23 protein-coding genes are annotated in these 17,569 nt (G+C 67.5%); 12 read left to right on the forward strand and 11 right to left on the reverse strand.

Going from position 1 to position 17,569, the window contains the following annotated elements; all coding sequences use genetic code 11:
- Positions 1-20 precede the first annotated feature (20 nt).
- The 3 genes from OHA10_RS02460 to OHA10_RS02470 all read left to right on the forward strand — a co-directional run bounded on the left by OHA10_RS02460 (position 21) and on the right by OHA10_RS02470 (position 1,026).
- Entirely contained in the window at positions 21-347 is a 327-nt protein-coding gene (locus OHA10_RS02460) for an ArsR/SmtB family transcription factor (RefSeq protein ID WP_371404530.1), read from the forward strand.
- The gene (locus tag OHA10_RS02465; protein ID WP_371404531.1) at positions 337-759 is read left to right on the forward strand and encodes an SRPBCC domain-containing protein; all 423 of its coding nucleotides are present in this window, start codon (positions 337-339) and stop codon (positions 757-759) included. Before OHA10_RS02460 ends, OHA10_RS02465 begins: the two co-directional genes overlap by 11 nt.
- An 87-nt stretch (positions 760-846) precedes the next feature.
- On the forward strand, positions 847-1,026 hold the full coding sequence (locus tag OHA10_RS02470; RefSeq protein ID WP_371404532.1) for a hypothetical protein: 180 nt from the start codon (positions 847-849) through the stop codon (positions 1,024-1,026).
- Between the two features lie 422 nt (positions 1,027-1,448).
- On the opposite strand, the gene OHA10_RS02475 is transcribed toward OHA10_RS02470, so the two are convergent.
- Both OHA10_RS02475 and OHA10_RS02480 read right to left on the reverse strand, forming a co-directional pair.
- Positions 1,449-2,150: a GntR family transcriptional regulator gene (locus OHA10_RS02475; RefSeq protein ID WP_371404533.1), complete on the reverse strand. Its 702-nt coding sequence runs from the start codon at positions 2,148-2,150 to the stop codon at positions 1,449-1,451.
- 117 nt (positions 2,151-2,267) lie between these two features.
- Positions 2,268-2,444 (reverse strand): DUF5302 domain-containing protein, encoded by a 177-nt coding sequence (locus OHA10_RS02480; protein WP_157996243.1) that lies wholly within the window; start codon positions 2,442-2,444, stop codon positions 2,268-2,270.
- A 157-nt stretch (positions 2,445-2,601) separates the two neighbouring features.
- On the opposite strand from OHA10_RS02480, the gene OHA10_RS02485 reads away from it, so the two are divergent.
- Positions 2,602-3,252 carry a LysE family translocator gene (locus OHA10_RS02485; protein ID WP_371404534.1) on the forward strand — a complete coding sequence of 217 codons (651 nt, stop codon included), beginning with the start codon at positions 2,602-2,604 and terminating at the stop codon, positions 3,250-3,252.
- 163 nt (positions 3,253-3,415) lie between these two features.
- On the forward strand, positions 3,416-4,303 hold the full coding sequence (locus tag OHA10_RS02490) for an aminoglycoside phosphotransferase family protein (protein ID WP_371407895.1): 888 nt from the start codon (positions 3,416-3,418) through the stop codon (positions 4,301-4,303).
- On the opposite strand, the gene OHA10_RS02495 is transcribed toward OHA10_RS02490, so the two are convergent.
- The 4 genes from OHA10_RS02495 to OHA10_RS02510 form a co-directional block, all read right to left on the reverse strand.
- On the reverse strand, positions 4,290-5,015 hold the full coding sequence (locus OHA10_RS02495) for a class I SAM-dependent methyltransferase (RefSeq protein WP_371404535.1): 726 nt from the start codon (positions 5,013-5,015) through the stop codon (positions 4,290-4,292). The genes OHA10_RS02490 and OHA10_RS02495 overlap by 14 nt on opposite strands.
- 151 nt (positions 5,016-5,166) lie before the next feature.
- Positions 5,167-5,946: an ABC-2 family transporter protein gene (locus OHA10_RS02500; protein WP_371404536.1), complete on the reverse strand. Its 780-nt coding sequence runs from the start codon at positions 5,944-5,946 to the stop codon at positions 5,167-5,169.
- Positions 5,943-6,692: an ABC-2 family transporter protein gene (locus tag OHA10_RS02505; protein WP_371404537.1), complete on the reverse strand. Its 750-nt coding sequence runs from the start codon at positions 6,690-6,692 to the stop codon at positions 5,943-5,945. The genes OHA10_RS02500 and OHA10_RS02505 overlap by 4 nt, the downstream gene beginning before the upstream one ends.
- On the reverse strand, positions 6,689-7,657 hold the full coding sequence (locus OHA10_RS02510) for an ATP-binding cassette domain-containing protein (RefSeq protein ID WP_371404538.1): 969 nt from the start codon (positions 7,655-7,657) through the stop codon (positions 6,689-6,691). The genes OHA10_RS02505 and OHA10_RS02510 overlap by 4 nt, the downstream gene beginning before the upstream one ends.
- A 62-nt stretch (positions 7,658-7,719) precedes the next feature.
- On the opposite strand from OHA10_RS02510, the gene OHA10_RS02515 reads away from it, so the two are divergent.
- Entirely contained in the window at positions 7,720-8,646 is a 927-nt protein-coding gene (locus OHA10_RS02515) for a helix-turn-helix transcriptional regulator (protein WP_371404539.1), read from the forward strand.
- Positions 8,647-8,648: 2 nt separating this feature from the next.
- On the opposite strand, the gene OHA10_RS02520 is transcribed toward OHA10_RS02515, so the two are convergent.
- The 3 genes from OHA10_RS02520 to OHA10_RS02530 all read right to left on the reverse strand — a co-directional run bounded on the left by OHA10_RS02520 (position 8,649) and on the right by OHA10_RS02530 (position 10,137).
- Positions 8,649-9,008: a hypothetical protein gene (locus OHA10_RS02520; protein ID WP_371404540.1), complete on the reverse strand. Its 360-nt coding sequence runs from the start codon at positions 9,006-9,008 to the stop codon at positions 8,649-8,651.
- A 24-nt stretch (positions 9,009-9,032) separates the two neighbouring features.
- Entirely contained in the window at positions 9,033-9,800 is a 768-nt protein-coding gene (locus tag OHA10_RS02525) for a RibD family protein (protein WP_371404541.1), read from the reverse strand.
- Positions 9,801-9,870: 70 nt separating this feature from the next.
- Complete coding sequence (locus OHA10_RS02530; RefSeq protein ID WP_371404542.1) at positions 9,871-10,137, reverse strand: hypothetical protein; 267 nt, start codon at positions 10,135-10,137, stop codon at positions 9,871-9,873.
- 219 nt (positions 10,138-10,356) lie between these two features.
- On the opposite strand from OHA10_RS02530, the gene OHA10_RS02535 reads away from it, so the two are divergent.
- Positions 10,357-11,268, forward strand: a complete 912-nt coding sequence (locus OHA10_RS02535) for a hypothetical protein (protein WP_371404543.1) — start codon at positions 10,357-10,359, stop codon at positions 11,266-11,268.
- A gap of 45 nt (positions 11,269-11,313) precedes the next feature.
- On the opposite strand, the gene ychF is transcribed toward OHA10_RS02535, so the two are convergent.
- Together ychF and OHA10_RS02545 are read right to left on the reverse strand one after the other, a co-directional pair.
- A complete protein-coding gene (ychF, locus tag OHA10_RS02540) occupies positions 11,314-12,390 on the reverse strand; it encodes a redox-regulated ATPase YchF (RefSeq protein ID WP_371404544.1) in 1,077 nt (358 codons plus the stop codon).
- Between the two features lie 42 nt (positions 12,391-12,432).
- The gene (locus OHA10_RS02545; RefSeq protein ID WP_371404545.1) at positions 12,433-12,963 is read right to left on the reverse strand and encodes a GNAT family N-acetyltransferase; all 531 of its coding nucleotides are present in this window, start codon (positions 12,961-12,963) and stop codon (positions 12,433-12,435) included.
- A 66-nt stretch (positions 12,964-13,029) separates the two neighbouring features.
- On the opposite strand from OHA10_RS02545, the gene OHA10_RS02550 reads away from it, so the two are divergent.
- The 5 genes from OHA10_RS02550 to OHA10_RS02570 all read left to right on the forward strand — a co-directional run bounded on the left by OHA10_RS02550 (position 13,030) and on the right by OHA10_RS02570 (position 17,565).
- Positions 13,030-13,896, forward strand: coding sequence for a DUF817 domain-containing protein (locus tag OHA10_RS02550; RefSeq protein ID WP_371404546.1), 867 nt, complete (start codon positions 13,030-13,032; stop codon positions 13,894-13,896).
- Between the two features lie 74 nt (positions 13,897-13,970).
- Positions 13,971-14,747: a polysaccharide deacetylase family protein gene (locus OHA10_RS02555; RefSeq protein WP_371404547.1), complete on the forward strand. Its 777-nt coding sequence runs from the start codon at positions 13,971-13,973 to the stop codon at positions 14,745-14,747.
- A gap of 23 nt (positions 14,748-14,770) precedes the next feature.
- A complete protein-coding gene (locus tag OHA10_RS02560) occupies positions 14,771-15,769 on the forward strand; it encodes a methyltransferase (RefSeq protein WP_371404548.1) in 999 nt (332 codons plus the stop codon).
- Between the two features lie 40 nt (positions 15,770-15,809).
- Positions 15,810-16,979, forward strand: coding sequence for a DNA recombination protein RmuC (locus OHA10_RS02565; protein ID WP_371404549.1), 1,170 nt, complete (start codon positions 15,810-15,812; stop codon positions 16,977-16,979).
- Between the two features lie 46 nt (positions 16,980-17,025).
- Complete coding sequence (locus OHA10_RS02570; RefSeq protein WP_371404550.1) at positions 17,026-17,565, forward strand: DinB family protein; 540 nt, start codon at positions 17,026-17,028, stop codon at positions 17,563-17,565.
- The last annotated feature ends 4 nt before the right edge of the window (positions 17,566-17,569 follow it).

A 17,569-nucleotide genomic window follows, 5' to 3' on the forward strand; every position in this document is an offset into this window, starting at 1 on the left:
CAACTGGTGAAGTGTTGCAGGTGCTGACTGGGCTGCCGAAAACGTTCGGAGCGCTCGCGGACCCGACTCGGCTGGCGATCGTGAGCCGGCTGAGCCGGGGCGACGCGACGATGGGCGAGCTCGCCGAGCCGCACCGGATCACCCCACCCGCGATCACCAAGCACGTCGGCGTGCTGGTGGACGCGGGTCTGGTGCGTCGGCGGCGGGTCGGGCGGACGGTCGTGTGCACGCTCCGGCCGGAGGCGTTCTCCGAGGTGGAGCAGTGGCTCGGCGACCTCACGACGTACTGGAACAGCACCGTGGACCGGCTGGAAGAACTCTTGCGAGGGGACGACGATGGACACTGAGATCCGGATCGAAAGGGTGCTTCCGGCAACGATCGGACGGGTGTACGACGCCTGGACGCGCGTCGAGCTGCTGGCCCAGTGGTACTGCCCGAACCCGAAGCTGGAGCTGAAGGTGCAGGCGGACGTCCGGTCCGGCGGCGACTACGTGGTCGAGATGGGGCCGCATGTCGTCCGCGGCACCTATCTCGAGGTGGAGCCGCCGCACCGGCTGGTGTTCAGCTGGCGGTGGGACGGCACCGAGGACGAGCCGACCCGGGTCGAGGTCGAGCTGACCGAGGTTGCCGACGGCACCCGAATGGTGCTCAGCCACACCGGCTTCGCGAGTGCCGAGGACGCCGCCAACCACCACCTGGGCTGGGATCCCGAGCTGGGCCGGCTGGCCGACCTGCTCGAGTCCGTCGGCGCGAACTGATCACCCTGGCATCGACCTGCTGCCGGCCCGGTCAGCGCTCGGCGGCGCAGCCTCGCAGGCGGTTGAGGATGAGGACGAGTACGACGGTTGTGCAACGTCCGCCACGACGCCGGGTACACCATGATCGTGGCGCCGACCTCACCCATCGACAACACGACCGACAGTCCGGCCGCCGAGGAGATCGCGGGCAGCAGCAGCGGTTGCCGGGAGAACGCGACCAGCAGGCCGAGCCCGATCACCACCGACGGTACGGCGATCGGCAGGTGATGCATCGCGTCCGCGAGCCTTGCGAAGCGGGTGCTGTAAGCGGCGATCGCTCCCCAGGTCCCGAAGACGACCGCGAGCAGGCCGCTCAGGAACGCGGTCTGCAGGCTCACCGACAACGAGGCCAACTCGTCACCCGACAACGCTTGCCTGAGGTGATCGATGGTCGGATCTGATGGCAGTACGGCGTACAGCCCGAGCGAGAGCGCGATCTGGACGACTGCGATTACGCAGGCGCCTGGTAGTCGAACATGACGATGCCCTTGGTGTGAACGAGCATCGGCAGTGTCGTCGTGCCTTTCGCGCCGCCACCCACCACAACCACCCGCACACCCCTCCTCTCGTCGAACCGCAGATTGGTCCGGACCAATGAAGAGGCCATGCGAAGTGATCAACCGCACGATGACCCGCGGCGAATAGCTGGGTCAGGGACGGAGGGTGGCGCGAAAGCCGACTCGGTCGCCTCGGTACAGGGAGCGGACCGCTTCGATCGGGCGGCCGGTGGCGTCGCGGCTGGTGCGGTGCAGGAGGAGCATCGGGAGCGACTGGGTGGCCTTCAGGAGTTCGGCCTCGCGAGGGGTGGCGATGACGGTCTCGACGAGTTCCTCGCCTTCGCCGAAGCGCACCCCGAGCTGATCGGTCAGGCATCGGTACAGCGAGCCGGTCGGGTCCAGCACCTCTTTCAACGTCGGGAAGCGCTCGACGGCGAGGTACGTCGTCTCGAGCCCGATCGGCTGCCCGTCGGCGAACAGCACCCGCTCCAGCCGATGCACCGGCTCCCCCTCGTCGATGCCGAGCTGCTCCGCGAGCACCCCATCCGCGACAACCTCGTCGAACACCACAACCTCACGCCCCGGCGTATGACCCTGCGCCCGGAGCGCCTCCGTGTAGCTCACCAGCGCGAGCGGCTGCACCAGCTTCGGCGTCGCGACGAACGTGCCCTGCCCCTGCCGCGCCCGCAGTCGCCCGTCCGCGATCAACTCGCGGATCGCCTGGCGCATCGTCCAGCGGGAGACCCCGAACTCCTTCGCGAGCACCCGCTCCGGCGGCAACGCCGCACCTTCGCCCAGGCCCTCGACCACTTCAACCAGCCGGGTCTTCACCACGAAATGCAGCGGAGCACTCACCCATCCGACTCTAGTCGAGCCCAGGCTCCACTTTCTGGCCTCCAAAGGGTGCTGCAAAAGGTCGAGCCCCGGGCGGTAACCCGGGGCTCATGCGGATGGATGGACAGTTGGCGGAACTCAGCTGCCGGACTTGCGCCTGAACTGGCGCTTCTGCTTGTCGTTGTGCGCGTCGCCGACGCCCTGCCCACGCACTCCGGATCCCGGATGCGAGTGCTTCCCGGCGTTCTTCTTCTCGAGCGCTTCCCGGAACTTCTTCTGCAGATCGTCCGCCGGCTCGCTGGACTTGTCGCTCATACCGTCTCCTTCACAAACCGTCAGGCGTACGCACCCCACGCTAACCGAGGGTGAACACGAACCGCGAGTGGAATACCGCCGATCTCACCTGTGGAAAACCCCGGCCGCCGCACGAGCCCCGCTGTTAAGTTCCTGGTACGCCGAGGGAGGAGACGGAATGCTGGTGAGCAACGAGGCACTGATCGGGATCGCGCTGGTCGAGCTGGGTCTGGTGATCGTGCCGGGGCCGAACATGATCTACCTGGTGTCCCGCTCGATCGCCCAGGGCCGCCGGGCCGGCCTGATCTCGCTGGCCGGCGTCGGTATCGGCTTCCTGGGCTACCTGCTCGCGGCGAGCGCGGGCCTCGCGACCCTGTTCGCGCTGGTCCCCGAGATCTACCTCACGCTGAAGCTCGCCGGCGCGGCGTACCTGCTCTGGCTCGCGTGGAACGCGCTCCGCCCTGGCGGCGCGTCGGTCTTCGCCACGCAGGAGCTGGAGCCCGACCGCCCGCGCAAACTGTTCGGCATGGGCCTGCTCACCTGCCTGCTCAACCCGAAGATCGCGATCCTCTACATCTCGCTGCTCCCCCAGTTCCTCGACCCGTCCCGCGGTCATCTCGGTGTGCAGAGCCTGGTCCTCGGCCTCACCCAGCTGATCGTCGGCGTCGTGATGAACGCGGTCTTCGTGATCACGGCCGGCTCTGTCGCGGTGTTCCTGTCCCGCCGCCCGACCTGGATGCGCATCCACCGCTACCTCACCGGCACCGCGCTCGCCGTCTTCGCAGTCCGCCTCGCCACGGACCGAGCTCGCCCGCTCGCCTCCCACTGAGAACTGTCGGCGGGGGCAGGCCGAATCGGGGTTGGTGTTGAAGGGCAAGGTGCGGTTCCGGCTGGGCAAACCGGACCGCGGGATCGGGTCGGCGCGCGTCGCCCCGGCTCTGCTAATTGACGTGCAGTAGCCGGATGCCTCCCGGATACTGCTGCGCGTGGTGATGCATGCGGGTCAACTGGACGTGACCGTCGAGCTGGTCGAGGGACTGGTCCGCTCGCAGTTCCCGGAGTGGAGCGGGCTAGCAGTCCGCTCGGTGTCGTCGCACGGGACGGTCAACGCGCTGTTCCGGATCGGCGACGACCTGGTGGCGAGGTTCCCGATCCTGCCCAGTGATGCCGCTGCGGTCCGGGCTGAGCTTGAAGACGAGGCCGATGCAGCGCGGCGGTTGCGGCGCATCTCGCCGTACCCGACCCCGGAGCCGATCGCGATCGGCGCGCCGGGCCTCGACTATCCGCAGCCCTGGAGTATTTACACCTGGATCGACGGGACGATCGCGTACGACGTCGACGTCGCCGGATCGGCTGCGTTCGCGGAGGATCTGGCGCGGTTCGTCCTCGCGTTGCGCGCGGAGCCGACCGAGGGACGGGTGTTCGCCGGCTCCTGGCGTGGCGGCGTACTCACCTCGCAGGACGAGTACGTCGCCGACGGGCTGGAGCGCAGCCGCGGCATGATCGACGTCGACGGACTCGCCCGGCTGTGGGCCGACCTCCGTACGACGCCGCGCACCGAGCCCGACGCCTGGACGCATCGCGACCTGATGCCCGGCAACCTCCTGGTCAAGGACGGCAGGCTCGCGGGCGTCATCGACGTCGGCACGTTCACCGTCTCCGACCCCGCGATGGATCTCCAGCCGGCGTGGAACCTGCTCGACCCGACAGCACGCGCAGCCTTCCGTACCGCTCTCGGCAGCGACGACACCGAATGGCGCCGCGGGATGGGCTGGTCGTTCGCCCAGGCGATCGGCTGCCTCTGGTACTACGTCGAGACCAACCCGGTCATGTCCCGCACCGCTCACCACACACTGACTGCGCTGCTCACTGCCGCCTAGCGACGAAGACCCACTCCTTGCCCGGCCGGTCCGGAGCCTCGCGTACGTCGTCGACCACGAACCCGGCCGTCGCCAGCGAGCCCTCGACCTCGTCGCGCTCCCGGAACCGCAACGTCGACTCCGACGTGAGGACGGCGCCGTCGGACGAGAACACGTAGGTACCCCGGAACGTCACGTACGGCAGCTCGACGTCGACCAGCTCGCTCCAGAACTCCACCGTCCCACCGCTCGGGACCGGCAGCACCTGATGAGTGGGCTCCCGCGTCCACTCCTCCCACTGCCGCCGCGCCGGATCCCGCGTCTCGAACACGAACCGCCCGTCGGGCTTCAACGCCGCATGTATGCCGTCGAGCGTCGCGGACCACTCCGCATCGGTCAGGAACACCTGCGCCACGTTCCCGGTCATCACCGCGAGATCCACCTGCAGCGGCGGCAACGTCGTCGCATCCCCGTGGATCCACCGCACCCGATCGGCAAACTCCTTGCCCCGAGCAACCTCCAACGAGGCCTCCGCCGGATCCACCCCAACGACCTCCACCCCGATCCGAGCCAGCCAGCAGGCCAACTCCCCCGTCCCACACCCCACATCCAGCACCTGCCGCGCCCCGAACTCCCCCACCATCGCGACGTAGTGCTCCAGATCCCCCCGCCCCGTCTCCAGCGCGTCGTAGATCGCCACCAACCGAGGCACCCCGAACAAAGCATCAACCATGCCCGCGACGCTAGCCGTCCACGAACAGCCCGGCGACTGCTTTTACCGTGCACAAGAACAGGACGTAGTCATATACGCATATGCCAGTTCACGCCTGCCGACCGGCAGGAGGAGGCCGAAACCGGAACCACCTCCCGTTCTTGGGCACGCATCATGAGGTCGCCCCGGTATAGCGGCGGAGCCCAGCCCGCCAGGCCAACCCCGCCAACGCCGCAGCACCCCCAGCCGCAAGCAAGCCGCCTGCCACTACCCCCACCCGCGGGCCTCGCAACAGCGCGGCCGACGGGCCCGAGGCGATCAGAGCCATCGGGAAGACGTAGGTGAGGACCACGCGAATCGGACGGGCGAATACGTCGGTCGGGTAGCGGCCGAGTTGCCAGGCGGAGTGGAAGAACACGTCCAGCTGCAGCTTCGGCGCCCAGAACGCCAGGCACGCGAGCAGCACGCTCAACGCCCACGTCACCACCAGTCCCGCCACGACGAGCACCAGCCAACTGATCACCCCGGCGACGCTCAGCGGCTGAGCACTGATCCCCCAGCCCAACACACCGACGCCCAGCACGAGCTGGATCAGCGCGAGCGGTGACGACAACGACAGGCTGGCAAGGAACAGACTTGATGCCGGCTGCAACAAATACGCGTCGAGCTTCCCGTTCCGGATGCCGGTCTCGGGGAACCACGACAGGTTCGGATCGATGAACGTCCCGCGCAGCCCGGTGATCAACTGATAGGTCCCGATCAGCACCAGGAACTCTGACCTCGACCACCCCGCCAGGCTGTCCGCTCGGGTGAACACGATCAGCACGGCCGCCACCGCCGTACCAAGGCCGGTGAACGCCAGCAGTACGTCGAACACCAGGTTGACCCGGAACGCCACGCTGCGCCGCAGCGCCATCGAGAACCCAACTCCCACCAGCCGGAGCAGCTTCATGATCCCACCGCCGTGTACCGCCGTACGCCGATCCGCCAAACGACCGTGACCACAGCCACCAGCACCACCACCCAGATCAGTTGATAGACCATCGAGCCGCTGCCCCCGGAAGCGATCTCGGCCGGCAGACCATTCATCCCGTAGAACGGCAGCACCTCAGCGACCCGGCGCCACGTATCCGGCAGCAGTCCGATCGGCGCCGCCGTACCGCCGAAGAGGAACACCAACTGGCTGCCGAAGCCGACGACCGCGTGCACGCGATCGGTCCAGAACGCGGTCAGCGCCAACAGGAAGGTCCACAGGAACACGAGGACGGCGGCCAGCAGGAGGTACGCCGCACTGCGCACCACCGCCGACCAGTCGAAGCCGACGTGCAACGCGATCCCGGTGAGCAGCACGATCGGTGCCCCGAGCAACGTCAGCCAGGCCCGGATCGCGAGGTTCATCCCGATGACGCCGATCACGACCGGTTGCGGGCGGAGCAGCTCGTGGCTCAGCGTCCCGTCGTAGATCCGCTCGGAGAACGTGTGCTGCTCGAACGACTCGGTCATCAGCGTCACCAGGATGACCGCGACGTAGTACCGCGCGATAACCGGATCATCAGGGTAGACGGCCGACCACACGAACAGCCCGATCAGCGGTGCGACGACCGCCTGCACGACGAGCGTCAGCAGGAACCACCACGCGCCGGACCACTCCAGCACTTCTTGGCGGAGCCGAAACCCGAGCAGTACTGCGGTTCTCATCGCAGCCCCTCACGGTAGGCCTGGTCGATGACCTTCTCCAGCGGCGGTTCCTCCACCGCGAGGTCCACGACTTCCATTGCCTGCAGCAACCGTCCGGTGGTCGCCGCCACCTCGTCCCGCGGCACCCGCAGTACCCACTGCCCGTCGGCCTTCTCGACCACCTCCCCGAACGTGGTCGGATCCCCTTGAGTGGAGACGCGGATGAGCTTGTACGGCGAGAGTCGCGCGGACAGCTCCGCGAGCGGGCCGTCGTACTGGACCTTGCCGTGGTCGATCAGGATCAGGCGCGGGCAGAGCGACGCGACATCGGCCATGTAGTGGCTGGTCAGGAGCACGGTCGCGCCGGTCTGCTCGACGTACTCCGAGACGAACGCGCGGATCTGGCTCGCGGCGCTGACGTCGAGGCCGATCGTCGGCTCGTCGAGAAACAGCACCTCGGGGCGGTAGCTGAGCGCCATCGCCAGGCCGACCCGCATGCGTTCGCCGAGGCTGAGGGCGCGGAGTTGTCGTTCGAGCAGCGGTTCCAGGTCGAGGAGCGCTTCGAGGTCGGTGAGCGTACGGCGGAAGGTGGGGCGCGGGACGTCGTACAGCAGGCGCTGGTATTCGAGGGAGTCCATCACGGTCAGCTCCTGCGATCCGCCGACCGGTTGGCTGCCGCGGACGAACGCGATCCGCTTGAGGAAGGTCGAGCGACGTTGCCAAGGGATCGTGTCGAGGACGCGGACCTCACCGCCGGTGGGGTGCAGGATCCCGGAGAGGATCTTCATCGTGGTGGTCTTGCCGGCGCCGTTCGGTCCGATGAAACCGGACACCTGACCTGGCGCGATCGTGAACGAGATCTGGTCGAGGGCTTGGACAGTCTTGTACTCGCGGTGCACCAGCGAGCCGAGCGCCGCGCGGAGGCCGCCCTTGCGGACCGGGGCCTTGTAGGACATCGAGAGGTTGTCGACCTGGACTGCAGTCATGTGGGCGACCGTAGGAAGAAAAGACGCCCATCCATGGCTTATTTTCCTGAGATAGTCGAGATATGCGCGCCGAACGGCTCCTCCGACTGCTGCTGCACCTGCAGACCCGCGGCCAGACGACGGTCGCGCAGCTCGCGGAGGCGCTCGACATCTCCCCGCGCACGATCCAGCGCGACCTCGAGGTCCTGAGCCTGGCCGGCGTCCCGATCTATTCGATCCGCGGCCGCCGCGGCGGCTGGGCGCTCCTGCCCGACTACCGGACCCGCCTGACCGGTCTCACCCCGTCCGAGGTGATGTCGGTCTTCGTCGGCGCGACCGCCCACGTGCTCGCCGACCTCGGCCTGGATGCCTCCAGCGACCTGGCCGTCACCAAGCTGATCGCGTCCCTACCTGAGGCCACCCGCCGCGAAGCCGAGTACGCCCGCCAACGCCTCCTCATCGACCACGCCGGCTGGGACGACCGCCGCGAAACCCCCCACTGGCTATCCCTCTGCCGCGAAGCCGTCTGGGAGGAGATGCGGCTGGCGATCATCTATGCAGACGGCACTGAACCATTCGAAGTCGATCCCTTGGGTCTCGTGGCCAAGGCGCGTACCTGGTACCTCGTAGCAGCCCGCACCGACGGCCGCCTCCGCACCTACCGCCTCTCCCGCCTCACCTCAGCCACCCTCACCACCACGCCCTTCACCAGACCCCCCGACTTCGACCTCGCCGCCTACTGGACCCAATCCCAACGAGAGTTCCAGGCCTCCCGCCCCACCTACCCCATCACCCTCAAAGTCCGAGACCACGCCGTACGCCGCTTCCGCCCCACCCACCCGATGCTCCCCGCCGACAACAACTGGTGGATCATCCACACCGACCTCGAAAACCCCCAAGAAGCCCAAGCCGCCGTCCTAGCCCAAGCCGGCGCCGCCATAGTCCTAGCTCCCCCAGACCTCATAACCCTGGTCCACGAAGCAGCCCAACAGATAGCAGCCTCACACTGACCTCAACCCTGCTCGGTCGCGATCATGAAGTTGTAGTCCGCGAGCTTCACGACGAACGACCGAACGCCCCACGGTCGCTGCTGGATCGGGCCCGGTTGTTGGTGGCCTGCATGTACGTCGTCGATCGCGTCCGCCGGCACTTCCACGTAGAACTGCACTCCCGCACCGCGATGGTCACGCTCATCCGCCGGCAGGAACTGCTCCGAGTCCACGCCGAGCATCACCTGTCCACCGTGCAACTCCACAACAGCCATCGGATCGTCCGAGTCCTTCGGCGTCGAGTAGGCAAGCGTCCACCCGCTCGCCACAAACTCGTCAGCAGCCGCATACGGATCCGAGGTCGCCAGAATCGGAGTAAGCACCACCACATCCTGCCCGAGAAACGGTCAGCTTGCGATGACGGTGTAGTGGAGGCGGACGGAGCCGGCGGAATCGGTGTGGGCCGAGAGCAGCTGCAATCGGGTTGGTGGCTCGCCGGGGGTGAGGGGTGGGCCGTCCATGATTGATGGGGTGCCGAGGCCGCCGATCAGGGCGGGGGCGAGAGTCAGGTGCAGTTCGTCGATCAAGTTTGCCCGCAGCAACGCGCCGTTGATGCCGCCGCCCGCGTTCGACAGGACGCACGTGATGCCGAGCTCGGTGCCCATAGCGGCTATCGCCTCTGACAGATCGACTCGGTCTTCGCCGGCGACGAGGTAGCAGATCCGCTCGCGGCGGAGATAGCCGAGGTAGTCGGCCGGAGTCGACCGCGCCACCAGCACCAGCACGTCCCAGTCCTCATGTTTCTCGGTCCAGCGCACGCGTCCGCGGCTGTCGACGACGGTGAACCACATGTGCGGCGGGGATGGCAGTCCGATGATGTCCGGTGGAAGGAAGTGCTGATAGAGCTCGGCGCTGTCAACGCCGTACGTCGGCAACTCCGCCGGCGTCTCGTCCTCGGTCACGAGGCTGCCGCTGCCCTCGAGGATGGCATTGCAGCCGTACTGTTGCCGGACCACCTCGAGAACATCGATCGAGACCGGATCGGCAACCGGCGGCGTCATCCCCGCCCACAGCTCCGAGCTCGGCTGGTGCATCAAGAGCGCGTCCCGGGTAAGCGCAACCTTCCCGTCGACACTGGCCCCCACACTGACCACCACACGCGGTCGTTCCCGCATCACGGCCTCCTCCGGCCAACTCGACGGCGGACACCAGCTCTACCAGCGACGACCGACATACCTTGCAGGTCTAGCGGCCCTGGTACGCGGTGTGGATGTCGGTCCAGAGTTCGCTGAGGGTTTCGGTCAGGTCAGTCAGTCGGTCGAGTTCTTCGCGATCGTCACCAGTTGCGGTGTGGAGGGCGCGATACGCCTCGGTGTTGAAGTCAGCCGCCGCGGCCGCCACCGCGCCCGCCATCTCCACCAACTCCGCCCGCGGACGATCCGCACGCAGTGCGCTGATATAACCGGCTTCAGCCCGGTCGTAGGCGTCTTCGAACTGCTGCAGGTCTGCCATGTCGTAAGTCCTACACGGTGAAGCTGAAGTCTTCTGAATGCGGGGCAGGATCATGGACACAGCTCAACGATCGAAGCGCACGGGGAGTACCTCTGGACGGGAACGAAGCCACCCGAGGACGGGCGAGTGCCCGGCGGAACCGGCGAGAGCTACCGAGGCGAGCGGCGGGTCGCTCGCGGGCGGTCACAGCTTGTCGGTGCCGACTGCCATGCTTATTTCGTGCCAGAGGATCCCCGGGGAGAAGACAGTCAACCGCCGTTCGCCGAGCCGATCCGGCTGGTCGGTGGCATCAACTTCACGACCTGGCCGGATCTCAAGTGGAGCCGTGGAAGCTCTCATGTTGCGCTCCTGCAGTCCAAGTTCACCGAATGGCATGCCAGCGCCCCGGTCTCAGTCGATGGTGTGCTGCGTGGGGACCGGCTGGGGATCGACCTCGTCGCTCGAGTCCCGAAAGGGATTCCCAAACACGAGTGGTCGCTCGACCTCGGCGATGCCCTCCACAACCTCCGGAGCGCGTTCGATGCCGTGGCGTGGGGCATGGCGCACTTCAATGACACAGAACCCACCCGCCCCAGATCGGTCTCGTTTCCCATCTGTACCGAAGAGAAGCAGTGGAAGAAGGCACTCGACGACTGGGTAGGCGACATCCACCCGGAGTTTCAGGAGCGGCTGCGGATCCTGCAACCGTTCACCTACATGCCTGCTGGGGCCGTGTCGATGCTCCCCATGCTCCACGACCTCGACATCCAGGACAAGCATCGCGACATCTTGACGGTCTCGGCCGACCTGCAGGCAATCAACCTCGGTGGCTCCTTCGAGTACGAGGATCACGACACCACTGCTGTGCCACGCGTAGAGATGCGCTCGGACATCAAGTTCGGTGACGGCGCTGTGCTGGGAACGATCCATGCAGGAGCGCCGATCCGCATGGCCGGCCAGCTGATCCTGCGCCCAGCCATGAAGGTACAAGTCGCCTACCGGGACACGACGTACGACGTGCTGCCGATGCTCCAGCAGTTCGTCACCGAGACCCGGCGCTGCCTAGACATCCTGCTGTCCGGGCTGGCTTCGCCGGACGAGCCGGCCGAGGGCGAGTGGTCCCCGATGGACGTAGGCCCGCACCCGGCGTAGTCGATCGTCCAGCTCGTGCAGGTTCCCGAGCAGTCGAGCTGCTGGTCAGACGTTGAAGCGGAACTCGACCACGTCGCCGTCCTGCATGATGTAGTCCTTGCCTTCCATGCGGACCTTGCCGGCGGCGCGGGCGGCGTTCATGGAGCCGGCTTCCATCAGGTCGTCGAAGGAGACGATCTCGGCCTTGATGAAGCCGCGCTGGAAGTCGGTGTGGATGACGCCGGCGGCCTCGGGGGCGGTGGCGCCGCGCTTGATGGTCCAGGCGCGGGATTCCTTCGGGCCGGCGGTCAGGTACGTCTGCAGGCCGAGGGTGTCGAAGCCGACCCGCGCCAGTACGTCGAGACCGGGCTCCTCGATGCCCATCTCCGACAGCATCTCGCGCGCCTCGTCCTCGTCGCCGAGCTCGACCAGTTCGGCCTCGAACTTCGCGTCGAGGAAGATCGCCTCGGCCGGCGCGACCAGGTCCCGCATCTGCTGCTTCAACGACTCGTCGGCGAGTTCGTCGGCGTCGCAGTTGAAGACGTAAAGGTACGGCTTCGCCGTCATCAGCATCAGCTCGCGGATCGCGTCGCGGTCCACGTCGGTCGCGATGATCGGCGTACCGGCCTCGAGGTGCTTCTGCGCCTCCCGGACCGCGTCCAGGACGGCGACCGACTCCTTCTTCAGCCGGGCCTCCTTCTCCAGCCGCGGGATCGCCTTCTCGACGGTCTGCAGGTCGGCGAGGATCAGCTCGGTCTGGATCGTGGAGATGTCGTCGGACGGCGAGACCTTGCCGTCGACGTGGGTGACGTCGTCGTCGCGGAACACCCGGGTGACCTGGCAGATCGCATCCGACTCGCGGATGTGGCTGAGGAACTTGTTGCCCAGCCCCTCGCCCTCCGACGCGCCGCGGACGATACCGGCGATGTCGACGAACTGGACGGTGGCGGGGATCACCTTCGCGGAGTCGTACAGCTCGGCCAGCTTGCCCAGCCGCGCATCCGGTACGCCGACCACCCCGACGTTCGGCTCGATGGTCGCGAACGGGTAGTTCGCGGCGAGCACGTCGTTCTTGGTCAGCGCGTTGAACAGGGTGGACTTGCCCGCATTGGGGAGCCCGACGATTCCGATGGTGAGTGCCACGGGCGTCAAGGTTACGCGGCGAACACCGAAGTACCCCAATCGTCAGAGGACGAATGCCTCCAGGGCGGCGCCGTACCAGCGCTCGACGCGGCCCAGTGAACGCATGCCCAGCCGCCCGCAGACGGCCAGCGAGGCGACGTTGTCCGGGCGCACCACCGCGTAGATCTCACTGAGCCCCGCCCTGAAACCGTGCGAGATCGCACCCCGCGCCGACTCGGTCGCCAGCCCGCGGCCCCACGCGTCGGGGTGGAAATGCCAGCCGACCTCGACCTCACCGCGCCCCGGCGTCCCGTCCGACGGATCGGGCAGCGGCACCAGTAACACAGTCCCTGCGACCGTCCCGGTGAGGCGCTCCTCGACGGCCCACACGCCGTACGTCGCGTCGCGGTTGCGCTCGTTCCACCGCTGGATCGTGCGGCCGGCCGCGTCGCGGTCGGTCATGACGCGCGGCTCGGCGCCCAGCCAGCGCGAGACCTCCCACCGCCGGTAGATGTCGAACACCCGGTCCCCGTCGGTGTCCACCCAATCGCGCACCACGAGCCGGTCGGTCTCGTACACAACCTTCGGATCCATCGCGCCACCTCCCAAGGCTGTTCCTATTTGTCCCAACCAGGCGTTCGCAAGCAACGTCTCCAGTCTGTGACCACTTGGACGGACCGCGTCGGGATTCCCTCACGCTTCGTGTTCGCGTGCCTGCAATTCCTACGCTTCGGCTGCCTCGAACTGGTGTCCTGCCTGTTCCCCGCGTTCCTGTTCGCGGGTCTGGCCATCTCGAAGTACGTCGACCTGCCGATCGCCCGGTACGACGCCCTGCTGATCTACTGCCTCGGCCTGACGCTGCTGTTCTGGCTGGTGCGCCTGGAGACGTGGCGCGAGGTCGCGGTGATCTTCGGGTTCCACCTGATCGGGCTCGGGCTCGAACTCTTCAAGGTCCGCGTCGGCTCGTGGCAGTACCCGGGTGACGCGGTGACGAAGATCGCCGGCGTACCGCTGTTCGCCGGGTTCATGTACGCCGCGGTCGGCAGCTACCTGTGTCAGGCCTGGCGACGCTTCGACCTCCGCGTCAGCAACTACCGCCCGTTCCTGACCACGATCTTCGCGGTGCTGATCTACGCGAACTTCTTCACCCATCAGTGGCTGCCCGACCTGCGCATCCCGATCGCGCTCGGTCTGCTGATCGTGCTGCGCCGTACCTGGGTCTTCTTCACCGTCGGCGTACGGCGGTACCGCATGCCGCTCGCGGTCTCGTTCGCGCTGATCGGATTCTTCCTGTGGATCGCGGAGAACGCCGGCACGTTCCTCGACGCCTGGAACTACCCGGACCAGGTCAACGTGTGGCATCTCGTGCACCCCGCGAAGTTCGGCGCGTGGTCGTTGCTGGTCAGCATGAGCTTCGTGCTGGTCGCCAGTGTGAAGTCGCTCGAGGGCCGGCTGTACCACCGGGGCACGGCCGCAACAGTCGAGATCGCACCGCAACATCACGACGCCAACCATGCTGACGGGTAAGGCGTCTTCAGTGATGTGAGGCTCCTGAGCGGGAGCTGTTGCTGGGGAACAACCGCCTGATTCGCAAGGGGAGCATGATGTCGCGAAAGTTCGCCGCCTTCGTCGCGACCGGTGTTGCACTGGCTGTCGTCGTCGGATCGCTACTGGTCCTGGCGCTCGGCCATCAACGCCAGCCGGAGCCGACCGCGGCAACCACGCAGACCTCCACATCCACCACGCCGTCGCCGACGCCGACCGACACGCCGACGCTGAACGCACCGCCGTCGACGCCACGCAAACCGGCGCCGGACCCGACCGCGGCGATTGCCACAGGCAACAAAAAGGTACTGTTCTTCAGCTTCGACGACGGACCGGACCCGGTCTGGACCCCGAAGGTGCTGCAGGTGCTGGCCAAGTACGGCGCCCACGCGACATTCTTCGAACTCGGCGCGATGCAGACCGCGCACCCGGGGCTGCGCGAGCAGGTGCTTGCTGCCGGCAACACGATCGGCAGCCACTCGATCACGCACCCGCAGCTGACCATTCTGTCCGCGGCCAAGCGGCACCACGAGATCTTCGACGGACCGCACTCGACCTGCTTCCGTCCGCCGTACGGCGCCTCGAACCCGAAGGTCCGCGCCGACATCAAGGCCGCGGGGATGGTCCAGGTGCTCTGGGACGTCGACCCGCGCGACTGGGCCCGCCCCGGGACGAACGCGATCGTGCACAACATCATGACCCACACGCACAACCACAACATCATCCTGATGCACGACGGCGGCGGCAACCGCGCGCAGACCGTCGCGGCCCTCGACAAGGTCCTCCCGCAGCTCAAGGCCCAGGGCTACACGTTCGCAGCCATGGACTGCTGACCGCCGGCGGCGCACAATGCGCCATGGATGCTTCGCAGGAGCTTCACCGCCTGGCCGCCGGGTACCAGGTCACACAGGCGATCCACGTCGCCGCCCGGCTCGGCCTCAGCGACCTGATCGCGGCCGGACCGAAGAGCCTGACCGAGCTGGCCTCAGCCACCGGTGCCGACGAGCAGGCGCTGGCCCGGCTCATGCACGCGCTCACCGCACTGGGCCTCTACACGGCCGACAGTGAGGGCTTCGCGAATACCGAGCTCGGCGCAGCGCTGCGGGTCGACGCACCACGCTCGGTCGCGGGCTGGGCCCGGTTCATCGGCACGGGGTCGCACTGGACGGCGTACGCCGGGCTCGAACAAAGCGTCCGCACCGGCGAGACGGCCTTCCCGGCGGTGCACGGGGAGCCAGTCTGGGAGTACCGCGCCAAGCATCCGGACGAACAGGCAGCGTTCGACGCGGCGATGACGTCGCGGTCGGATGTGGTGGCCGACGCGGTCGTCGCCGCGTACGACTTCAGCCGCTGCCGCACCGTTGTCGACATCGGCGGGGGCCGCGGGCGATTGCTGGCCGGCATCCTCGAGCGCAATCCGTCGGTCGAAGGGGTGCTGTTCGACCAGCCTGATGTGGTGGCCGGTGCCGGCGACCTGCTCGCCGGAGTCGCAGACCGCTGCACAGTCGTCGGAGGCAACTTTTTCGACAGCGTCCCCTCAGGCGACACACTGGTCCTGAAGTCGGTGATCCACGACTGGGCGGACGCCGAGTCGATCCAGATCCTCCGCACCTGCCGCCGCGCCGTGACCGACGACGGTCGCGTGCTCCTGGTGGAGCAACTGCTCGACCGCTCCCCCGACGCCGTGGCGACGGCGTTCTCCGACGTCAACATGCTGATCATGACCGGAGGGCGCGAGCGCAGCACGGACGACTACCGGGCCCTACTGGCCGCGGCCGAGCTCGAGCTGACGGACATCGTTGCGACGGCCGGTCTGTCCTTCGTCATCGAGGCGACACCCCGACACCAGGGGTAGTTCTCAAAAACTGTCGGTGGGCTTCGGCACTATCAGTGACATGTCCGGTACGACGGTGTTGTTGGTGCTGCTCTTCCTCGCGGTGGGGCTGCTGCTGGGTGCTGCGTTCGGCGTGCTGTGGGTGCGCGGTCGCGATGGCGCCAAGCTCGCGCGGATCACGGCCGAGCGCGACGCGGCCGAGGATCGAGTCGTCGAGCTGACCCAGGAGCGGACGTCCGTCGGCCAGCAGATGGGCGGACAGGCCGTCGTCAAGGATGCGCTGGATCGCCTGCACGCGCAGCTGAATCAGCTCGAGAAAGGCCGCGCGGCCTGGCAGAGCCAGCTGCATCAACAGGTCAACGAAGTGCGGATGAGCGGCGAGGCCTTGCGTCGCGAGACGGCGTCGTTGTCGACCGCGTTGCGAAAACCCCAGGTGCGCGGACGATGGGGCGAGCTGCACCTGCGACGTACGGTCGAGCTGGCCGGCATGGTCGCGCACTGCGACTTCACCGAGCAGACGACGACGTTCGGCGAGGACGGCGTCCTGCGGCCCGACTTGGTCGTGAGGCTTGCCGAGGGCAAGAACATCGTCGTCGACTCGAAGGTGCCGCTCGCCGCGTTCCTCGATGCGAGCGAGTCCGACGACGAGTCGTACCGCGAGGATCGGTTGCGCGCGCATGCACGCCATCTGCGGACGCACGTCGATCAGCTGTCGTCGAAGGCGTATTGGACGCGGCTGTCGCCGTCGCCGGAGTTCGTGATCCTGTTCGTGCCCGGTGAGTCGTTCCTCTCCGCAGCCCTCGACACGGAGCCCTCCCTGCTCGAGTACGCCGCTGAGCGCCGGGTGATCCTGGCGACGCCGACGACGCTGATTGCGACCCTGCGCGCGGCGGCGTACGCGTGGAACCAGTCGGCGCTGACCGAGTCTGCACAGCAGGTGTTCGAGCTCGGCCGGGAGTTGTACGAGCGGCTCAGCACGATGGGCGAGCATCTGGGTCGCGTCGGCCGGTCGCTGACGTCCGCGGTCGAGGCCTACAACGGTACGGTCGGTTCGTTCGAGCGCCGGGTCTTCATCACCGCGCGGAAGCTCCGCGATCTGCACGTCACCGAGTCCGAGCTGACCGCGATGGAGTCGATCGAGGCCTCGGTCCGGCCGCTCACCGCGCCCGAGTTCCTGGCCATCGAGGACCCGGAGCCCACCAGACATTGGCCGCCCACTCAGGCCGGGTAAATGTTCCGGAAGGTGATCGTCCGGAACCACGGATAGCCTCCTCGGCATGGACATCCTCACCGGACCGCCGGTCGCCGGCACCGAAGCCGACACGCTGCTGGGTGCGCTCGAGCGCAACCGCCGTACCTTCGCCTGGAAGTGCGGCGGGTTGGACACGGCCGGGCTGAGCAAGCAGCACCCGCCGTCGACGGTGACACTGGGCGGACTGCTCAAACACCTCGCGCTGGTCGAGGACGAGTACTTCACCCGCCGGCTGCTCGGCCGGGAGCTCGGCGCACCGTGGGACTCGGCCGACTGGGACGCCGACCCGGACTGGGAATGGCACAGCGCGGCGGACGACTCGCCAGAGGAACTCATGGCGCTGTGGGAGGCATCCGTCGAGCGCTCCCGGGCCGCGGTCGCAGAAGTGGTCACCAACGGCGGCGTCGACCAGCTCGCGCAGTGGACCGGGCGCGGCGGCGAGTCGCCGAGTCTGCGCTACATCCTGGTCGACCTGATCGAGGAGTACGCCCGCCACACCGGCCACGCCGACCTGATCCGCGAATCCATCGACGGCCTCACCGGCGAAGGCATCCCGGAGGCGTAGCCGC

Origin of the sequence: Kribbella sp. NBC_00662 (assembly GCF_041430295.1) — a bacterium.
GTDB lineage: Bacteria > Actinomycetota > Actinomycetes > Propionibacteriales > Kribbellaceae > Kribbella.

Bases quoted from the DNA above. Each gene is read 5' to 3' on its own strand.
- OHA10_RS02465 (WP_371404531.1), top strand. From the start codon at position 337: ATGGACACTGAGATCCGGATCGAAAGGGTGCTTCCGGCAACGATCGGA.
- OHA10_RS02480 (WP_157996243.1), bottom strand. From the start codon at position 2,444: ATGAGCGACAAGTCCAGCGAGCCGGCGGACGATCTGCAGAAGAAGTTC.
- OHA10_RS02485 (WP_371404534.1), top strand. From the start codon at position 2,602: ATGCTGGTGAGCAACGAGGCACTGATCGGGATCGCGCTGGTCGAGCTG.
- OHA10_RS02490 (WP_371407895.1), top strand. From the start codon at position 3,416: ATGCATGCGGGTCAACTGGACGTGACCGTCGAGCTGGTCGAGGGACTG.
- OHA10_RS02495 (WP_371404535.1), bottom strand. From the start codon at position 5,015: ATGGTTGATGCTTTGTTCGGGGTGCCTCGGTTGGTGGCGATCTACGAC.
- OHA10_RS02500 (WP_371404536.1), bottom strand. From the start codon at position 5,946: ATGAAGCTGCTCCGGCTGGTGGGAGTTGGGTTCTCGATGGCGCTGCGG.
- OHA10_RS02505 (WP_371404537.1), bottom strand. From the start codon at position 6,692: ATGAGAACCGCAGTACTGCTCGGGTTTCGGCTCCGCCAAGAAGTGCTG.
- OHA10_RS02510 (WP_371404538.1), bottom strand. From the start codon at position 7,657: ATGACTGCAGTCCAGGTCGACAACCTCTCGATGTCCTACAAGGCCCCG.
- OHA10_RS02515 (WP_371404539.1), top strand. From the start codon at position 7,720: ATGCGCGCCGAACGGCTCCTCCGACTGCTGCTGCACCTGCAGACCCGC.
- OHA10_RS02525 (WP_371404541.1), bottom strand. From the start codon at position 9,800: ATGCGGGAACGACCGCGTGTGGTGGTCAGTGTGGGGGCCAGTGTCGAC.
- OHA10_RS02530 (WP_371404542.1), bottom strand. From the start codon at position 10,137: ATGGCAGACCTGCAGCAGTTCGAAGACGCCTACGACCGGGCTGAAGCC.
- OHA10_RS02545 (WP_371404545.1), bottom strand. From the start codon at position 12,963: ATGGATCCGAAGGTTGTGTACGAGACCGACCGGCTCGTGGTGCGCGAT.
- OHA10_RS02555 (WP_371404547.1), top strand. From the start codon at position 13,971: ATGATGTCGCGAAAGTTCGCCGCCTTCGTCGCGACCGGTGTTGCACTG.
- OHA10_RS02560 (WP_371404548.1), top strand. From the start codon at position 14,771: ATGGATGCTTCGCAGGAGCTTCACCGCCTGGCCGCCGGGTACCAGGTC.
- OHA10_RS02565 (WP_371404549.1), top strand. From the start codon at position 15,810: ATGTCCGGTACGACGGTGTTGTTGGTGCTGCTCTTCCTCGCGGTGGGG.
- OHA10_RS02570 (WP_371404550.1), top strand. From the start codon at position 17,026: ATGGACATCCTCACCGGACCGCCGGTCGCCGGCACCGAAGCCGACACG.